Below are 6,386 nucleotides of genomic sequence, written 5' to 3' on the forward strand. Positions count from 1 at the left end.
GCGCGAGGACAGCGGACAACGTGGTGCCGATCATCCCGGGCCGCCGCGGCCCGAAACCGAAGATGCCCGATGCTGACCTGCTGAAGGCCATCCGCGACGATCTGGTGGCTTCCCCCTTCATCGGCGAGGGGCATCGCAAGGTCTGGGCGCGCTTGCGTATCCTGCACGACATCCGGGTCTCCCGGACCCGCGTGCTGCGACTGATGCGCGAGCACAGCCTGCTGTCGCCGCACCGGCAAGCGCGAGGCGAACCCAACCTTCACGATGGCCGGATCACAACCGATTGCCCGAATGAGATGTGGGGCACCGACGGCGTGCGCATCGCGACCGTGGACGACGGCATGGTGTGGATCTTCTCGGCCGTTGATCATTGCGACGGCATGTGTACCGGCATTCATGCCGCGAAGATTGGCGACCGCTTTGCTGCCCTCGAGCCGATCTCCCAGGGGCTGCTGGACGAATTCGGTTCCGTGCTCGCCGATGCGGGCCGCGGGCTGTCGCTGCGTATGGATCACGGTTCGCAGTACACGTCGGACGACTTCCGTAACCAGATCCGGTTCTGGGGCATCGCGCCGAGCTATGCCTTCGTCGCCGAACCCCAGACCAACGGCGTCGCCGAGCGATTCAACCGGACAATGAAGGAACAGGCTATTCATGGACGCATCTTCAAAAACCTGGAGGAAGTTCGTGCCGCCGCCATCGCGTTCAAGGATCGATACAATCGCGACTGGCGTCTTGAAAAGTTGGGCTTCAAATCACCCCTCGAAGCCCGTCAGGAACGGCTGATGAAGCTGGCCGCCTGAGCTGCAAAAGCGTGTCCAGACAACCGGAGCCGGTACACCGCCAGACGTGTCGTTGACGCTGCTGTATGTAGGTATTGGCATTCTCATCAACAGTGGTTGGGTACTGGCCCTTGTGATTCCGGTAATCCTCTTGATAGATTTCGGTTCGCTTTTTTCTGCGCCCGAGAGGGTGCTACAAATTACGCGGACCAACATCAAGATGAGTTGACGCACACGGATTATGGCTGCGCCGATGTCGCGTGATTCTTCAGCGGCGTGTTACCGTTGGCTGCTTCGACTCCCACTGCACCAAGTCATGTCTGACATCCCGAGCCGAGGTCATTTCCGCGACTCGATGGTGTATATCGTCGTAAACCTGGCTGCCGATGGTGCTGACCGACGCACTGACCTGGCAATAGAGGGGCTCGAGCGAGAGTGCTATCGCGAACGCGGAAGCTGCCGGAGCACGTTGCCGACGAGCCGCCGGCTCCGACCGGTACTGTCGATAACCCTTTTTTCTAGGCATGATGTATTGGTGAAAATCACGCTCCACCTGCCATCCTGAACCCGTGATGCAATACGCCACCTATTCCCGCCGGGCCCGCGCGCTGTTTATTGATAGCATTTGGTGGACTGTGCTCGTGCTTTTCGTCCCTCTTGGTCCGTCGACGGAAGACCTGCTGAGTGCGCCAGCACGGGCCGGCCCGTCTATCCTGCTCTGGTTGGCAGTTGCTCAATGCATTCCGGTGGTCGTGACCGGTGTCATGTGGACCATCTGGGGCACTTCCCCGGGCAAACGAGCATTGGGTCTGCGCATTGTTGATGCCGATACAGCAGAGCCGATGACGGCGAGACAAGCCGCGATGCGAACGTTGGGTTACCTGGTCTGTTTCGCGACCTGCGGCGCCGGATTTCTCTGGGTGCTGTTCAACCCGCGCGGGCAGGGATTGCATGACCTCATGGCGAACACCGTGGTCATTGACGGAAAATTGCCCAAGACCCGGGGCCGACCACAATTGCGACGCGACGGGCACGACGAATTGCCCTGACCTCCCTCACCCACCTTGCCAATTGGACGACGCCCGGAAGTTGCGTCCAAAAAACGAGCGCCCTGAGCGGACGAGCTGGGTCACTATGCGACGTTCGCGATGCCGACAGTGTTTGTGTATTTCGTTGCGCGCGCTTGCCGAAAAACGCGGCTGGTCAAGCGAATCTCCCGGTCGGGCTTGTTTGCTGCTGGATACGTCCTATCATGCAGGCAGTCGGTCCTCACCTTTCGAGGTGAGACAGTGCATACGCCTGAAGAACAGCGGCTGTGGCTCGTGTTGGCACAACTGCGAGTGCATCCCAGCCTGCAGCGAGAAGAAAGGTCCTGCATCGGGGGGACCTGGCGGCGGAGGCCTTTGAACGCGCGCTGGTTGACTTGCGCGGGGCTCACGACCTTGGGTTGACGCGAATTCGCGAGACGCCGAGGAATTGCCAGGGGGATGTCGTCGGCATTGTTTTCGAACAGATTCTGACTCTTTCGGGCGAGGCATTTCTCGCGGGAGAACTTCCCTCATTCGACGCGTCGGGTGGTGCGCCAGCGGAGGCAGCGGTCTTACCTGTGGGCGTAACTCTGGTCGAAGCTGTGCGCTGACCCGGCTAACCGAGGGCAAAGCTATTGCATCCGAGCACGGCGACGACCAGCCGTACCCGTTCGCCGGTTATCCGCTACCTCAAGAAGCTCCGCGAGCGTGTCCATTCCAGACGGAGAAATGCTCAACATGGCAAGGTCACAGAGGCCGTCCGAGTCTGTCTGCACATCATCGGCTTCGGGCACCGGCTCACCTGAGGAGGGCGTGTCCAGCGGCCGGCCTCCGCCACGATGCCCAGCTTGGAGAAAGGGCGGCGTACTGCTTCAGTCAGGACGGATTTGACGCATACACTGCCGGCGGTCATCGCAACGCCTCGTCTTGGCTCCAGGTAGAGGAAGGGCGGAGCGTCCCTGGACACCGCGAGCTTTTCGTGCGGAAACAAGTGCTGAAGATACGCGTACGCGGACCAAAGATGGTGCTGCAGTTCGGTATTGGTCCGGCACCGGTGGACAAGGCCACGCATGTGGCGCAGATATTCGCCTTCCACGTAGCAGCGCCCGTCAAAGGTTACGCGGGGAATCGTGCTGTACTTTAGTGTCGCGTGCCCCTCATTTAAGAGCCGCTGCAGTCCGCTGAGAAGGGTGCTCGAGGTGTCGACGCCGGGCGCACGAACGGACGCATGCCTGAATTCCGAAGAGCGGAAAAGCGACCGCAGTTCTGTCAGAATGTCTCGTTGGGTAGCTGTGTCAGACATTGTCCGCTCCTATCGCGTACTTGCGTCCTCATAGTCCCCCGGCTTGCGTAATTCTAGGCGACAGTCCCGCGCTGACTAAGCGCGGCCCTCTCTGACGTGGCAGGAAAGCATCAAACCGGCAATATGATTGCCTTCGAACAACGCTATCCAGCTTACAGGTTTCGGAGCGCTTCGATTGAGCGCACACTCTTCGTTTACACCGGAGTGTGCAAGGACCCTAACGCGTGGCCAAAGTGTCACTTAGCGTGAGACTTGCCAAGAGCAGTTATTCATTGCACAGGTAGCGGTGTTTACTCCTTGGGGCGTTTTATTGCGGTGCCCGCCGAGGTGAATTGGGCACGGGTGAATGAGTCACGGACACCTGCGTCGCGCTCACTCCATGCTCCATGGATTTGCTGGGGTCGCTGCGCCCGCCGGTTTTCTATACGGTTCAGGACAACACGAGAGGAGTTGAAAGAGCATTCGTGCCAGGGCTCCCTTCCCCGTTCGCCGGTGCCCGCCTTCTGTCGGCCTTTGGTGCCAAATAGGACGCGAGCAATCCAAACCACGTCGGACGCCATAGTGTGCCCGCGATGGCGTCGCCCTCGCAGCCCTTGGAAAAGCTTCAGCAGCTTGCCACTGCCTATGGGTCTGGCGCCCTGGTGTGCCGCCACCGCCTGATTCAGCGCGCTTGCGAGGATTTCGCGCTGCGACTCATCAAGCGCGCTGCCGCGAAGAAATGCGAGCGCAGCTGCATAAGCGTCTCTCGCCGACCTGACTGCAGCCGATTCAGCCTTGTCTGGGCGATAACTCAGGCTGGCACCTGCCCGGGCGCGCCACCCAGGATGCGTAGCTTCTCGTCGATATCTGCGATGACGTGACCGGACGCCCGAACTTCTGCCACAAGCCTGTGGCCAGCCGACCGGCAGTTCGCGAGCGTGTCGTGCAGTTGCGGATTCGCCTGAAGGGTGCTCACGGCTTTTTCAAGTTCGGCAGGTGGCTCGCTCAGCATGGACGGGACAACTTCTTCGGGAGGTATCTGCGAGGCGTGACTCAATAGCTGAGACATCCAGTCGGAAGCATACAGCGCAGCATGTCGTTCAGCACGACGTGCTTCCGCCTGCTCCAGAGCGGCAAGGCTCGGCCGGTTCTTTTGAATGGCGTTACGCCATACGGCAATGACGTCGCCGCGAAGTTCGGCAATTGCGCCGGCGAGTGCCGCGCTCGGCCCACCCGCGACAATGCGACGGTCCTCCAGCTTGTCCAGGCGCTCCCGAAGGTCGTTGAGAAACGGTTGCCAGTCAGAAGGTAGTTCGCCTTTATTAGAGAACGCACGAGCAACCTCGGCAAGCTCCAGGCGAATGTCCGCAAGTGCCTGGTTATCGGCGAGACGGGCTTCGTACACATCGTTGGAAGTGACCACCCGACGATGCAGCGGAAACAGAGGATTGTTGTAGCGTCGCTGCAGATGCCGTTCGAGCGCGCCGGGCTGAGCGCTCCATTTCCAGCTCGGCAGGGAATGCGGGTCGAACGCAACCACCTCAATCATGGGCCTGAAAACCGCCAGAGCTTGCTCCGTGGCGTAGCGAAGGCAGTCCGCAAGTTTGAAGTCATTGCCCTCGAGGTCGGCACTGCCTTGCCCAAAATAGGGAGAGTCCGGTGCCTGCCTTAAGAAGCCCGTTGCCAGAAAAAACTCCATAGGCAGGTCGACCGACTGGCCGTCCTGTTTGATGCTGCGCTGCTCGACCGGTGTGGCCTCGAACGAGTGAACGAGACGATTCTCCAGTTCGAGGAGGTTGTCGAGAACGTCCCCCGTCGACGGCTTCGCCTCGTCGGCAAGCAGGCAGAACGAGTCGCGCGCCATTTTTGCTGCGATAACGCCATGCTTTTCTGCGAAGAGCCAAAACCAGAGCGCGAGTTGATGCCCTTTTGCACCACTTTGTGCGGAGGTATCAACGCTCGATGCGAATACAATGCCTGGCGCCTTCCAGGTCGAAAACGGCGGCGAGTCGGCGCGCATGAGCATGCCTAACAGGAGCCGCAGTGCTTCGTGCGTATCGGTCGGCCGGTTGGACGTCGCAGCAGCGGGACGCTTCTCTGTCTTCCAGAACTTCCAGGTCACAGTATCCTCACCATTGTAAGGTAGCGACGGTATCCGAAATCCGCGCTGCGGCGCGACCGTACCGTTCGCATGCGAGCGCCGCTAACGATACTTGCACACTCTGAAGGGGGCGTAAACCGGCTTTCGGCGCAGCGTCACTGTGACGGTGCAGACGCAGTACGACTGTCCACGGAGTCGCTCGAAGGACAGGCTCAAAATGTAATCCGATACGTATTACCCTAGCCACTACTTCGCCGCTCCAATAAACCCTCAGCGCGCCCTTCGCAACATGGATACTGCACACGACGAACCGTCTGTTTCCGCCAACAAGGCAACCGTTGTCTTTCGCATTTCTTCGCATCGACGTACCGTCGAATGCGCCATTACGCGACAAGCCCTGGTCCAGTATTTCTGGGCGCCCGCTGACGCTGACGACGCACGGCTCCTGAAGGCATTCGCCGACGGAAGCAAACGAATCGCGGCCGTCGCCGAACGAAAGATGCTGACTGCGCAACACGAGCCCGTCGTGCTGAACGCAGCTGACTTTGCTGACCGGGGCTTTGCCTGAGGCCGCCTGCCGCCACCCGCTTCCGATGAAAGATTCCCAACGGGTAATGCAGGGTATAACCAACTGTCCTGATTGGCGTTCGTGCGTGTCGACCACCAGACTACCGGGTCAGTGGCATCTCGTTCTTCAGTTCTGGCTACTTCCCAGCGCGTCGCGCTCAAGCTGTTCTCGGGATACGTGACGAACGTTCGCGGCGTAACGAGGGGTCAAGGCAACGATAAGAACCGCCCCCACGCGAGCCGGCAAAATCGGAATCTGAGTGCCGTCACAAATCATGCATTGGCCATCGAGCGGCTTGAGTGCCTGCGTGCATGGACATGTTCCGACAAGGTTGGGGTTGCCCCAAACAGCACAGCTGCACTAGTGTGGTCTCGCCGTGTCGCTGAGCCCAGTTTGGCGCGCATGCCGAAACTCGGCTGCCCGTCAGACCGGGCCGCAGGTCGAGGCTGCAAGAGTCTTTTCGACTGACAGGCTGGTCAGTCGAAAGTCAGCTCCCTCGTCAATATCATGTCGGCGTTAACATTTACCTGCCCGGGCGAGATGCTCAGGAACTACGGAACCGACTGTGTCAACATCCGGTCTGTGCTCCGGTCTGCATCGGCTCCCGGCATTTTCCCGCAGGATA

General features: G+C 60.0%; 4 protein-coding genes. 3 read left to right on the forward strand and 1 reads right to left on the reverse strand.

Going from position 1 to position 6,386, the window contains the following annotated elements; translation table 11 throughout:
- Window positions 1–62 precede the first annotated feature (62 nt).
- Together B0G77_RS21835 and B0G77_RS21840 are read left to right on the forward strand one after the other, a co-directional pair.
- A complete protein-coding gene (locus B0G77_RS21835; protein WP_208116442.1) occupies window positions 63–803 on the forward strand; it encodes an integrase core domain-containing protein in 741 nt (246 codons plus the stop codon).
- A 551-nt stretch (window positions 804–1,354) separates the two neighbouring features.
- A complete protein-coding gene (locus B0G77_RS21840; protein WP_133663966.1) occupies window positions 1,355–1,831 on the forward strand; it encodes an RDD family protein in 477 nt (158 codons plus the stop codon).
- 2,072 nt (window positions 1,832–3,903) lie between these two features.
- Here the strand turns inward: B0G77_RS21840 and B0G77_RS21845 are convergent.
- Window positions 3,904–5,112, reverse strand: a complete 1,209-nt coding sequence (locus tag B0G77_RS21845) for a tryptophan leader peptide (protein WP_243751081.1) — start codon at window positions 5,110–5,112, stop codon at window positions 3,904–3,906.
- Window positions 5,113–5,482: 370 nt separating this feature from the next.
- Here B0G77_RS21845 and B0G77_RS21850 point away from each other — a divergent pair, with 370 nt between their 5' ends.
- Window positions 5,483–5,761, forward strand: a complete 279-nt coding sequence (locus B0G77_RS21850) for a DUF1488 family protein (RefSeq protein WP_133663968.1) — start codon at window positions 5,483–5,485, stop codon at window positions 5,759–5,761.
- The last annotated feature ends 625 nt before the right edge of the window (window positions 5,762–6,386 follow it).

The organism is Paraburkholderia sp. BL10I2N1 (genome assembly GCF_004361815.1).
In the GTDB taxonomy this organism is placed as follows: domain Bacteria; phylum Pseudomonadota; class Gammaproteobacteria; order Burkholderiales; family Burkholderiaceae; genus Paraburkholderia.

What these genes read in the sequence shown, in the direction of transcription:
- B0G77_RS21835 (WP_208116442.1), top strand. Translation starts at nt 63, where the DNA reads ATGCCCGATGCTGACCTGCTGAAGGCCATCCGCGACGATCTGGTGGCT.
- B0G77_RS21840 (WP_133663966.1), top strand. Translation starts at nt 1,355, where the DNA reads ATGCAATACGCCACCTATTCCCGCCGGGCCCGCGCGCTGTTTATTGAT.
- B0G77_RS21845 (WP_243751081.1), bottom strand. Translation starts at nt 5,112, where the DNA reads ATGCGCGCCGACTCGCCGCCGTTTTCGACCTGGAAGGCGCCAGGCATT.
- B0G77_RS21850 (WP_133663968.1), top strand. Translation starts at nt 5,483, where the DNA reads ATGGATACTGCACACGACGAACCGTCTGTTTCCGCCAACAAGGCAACC.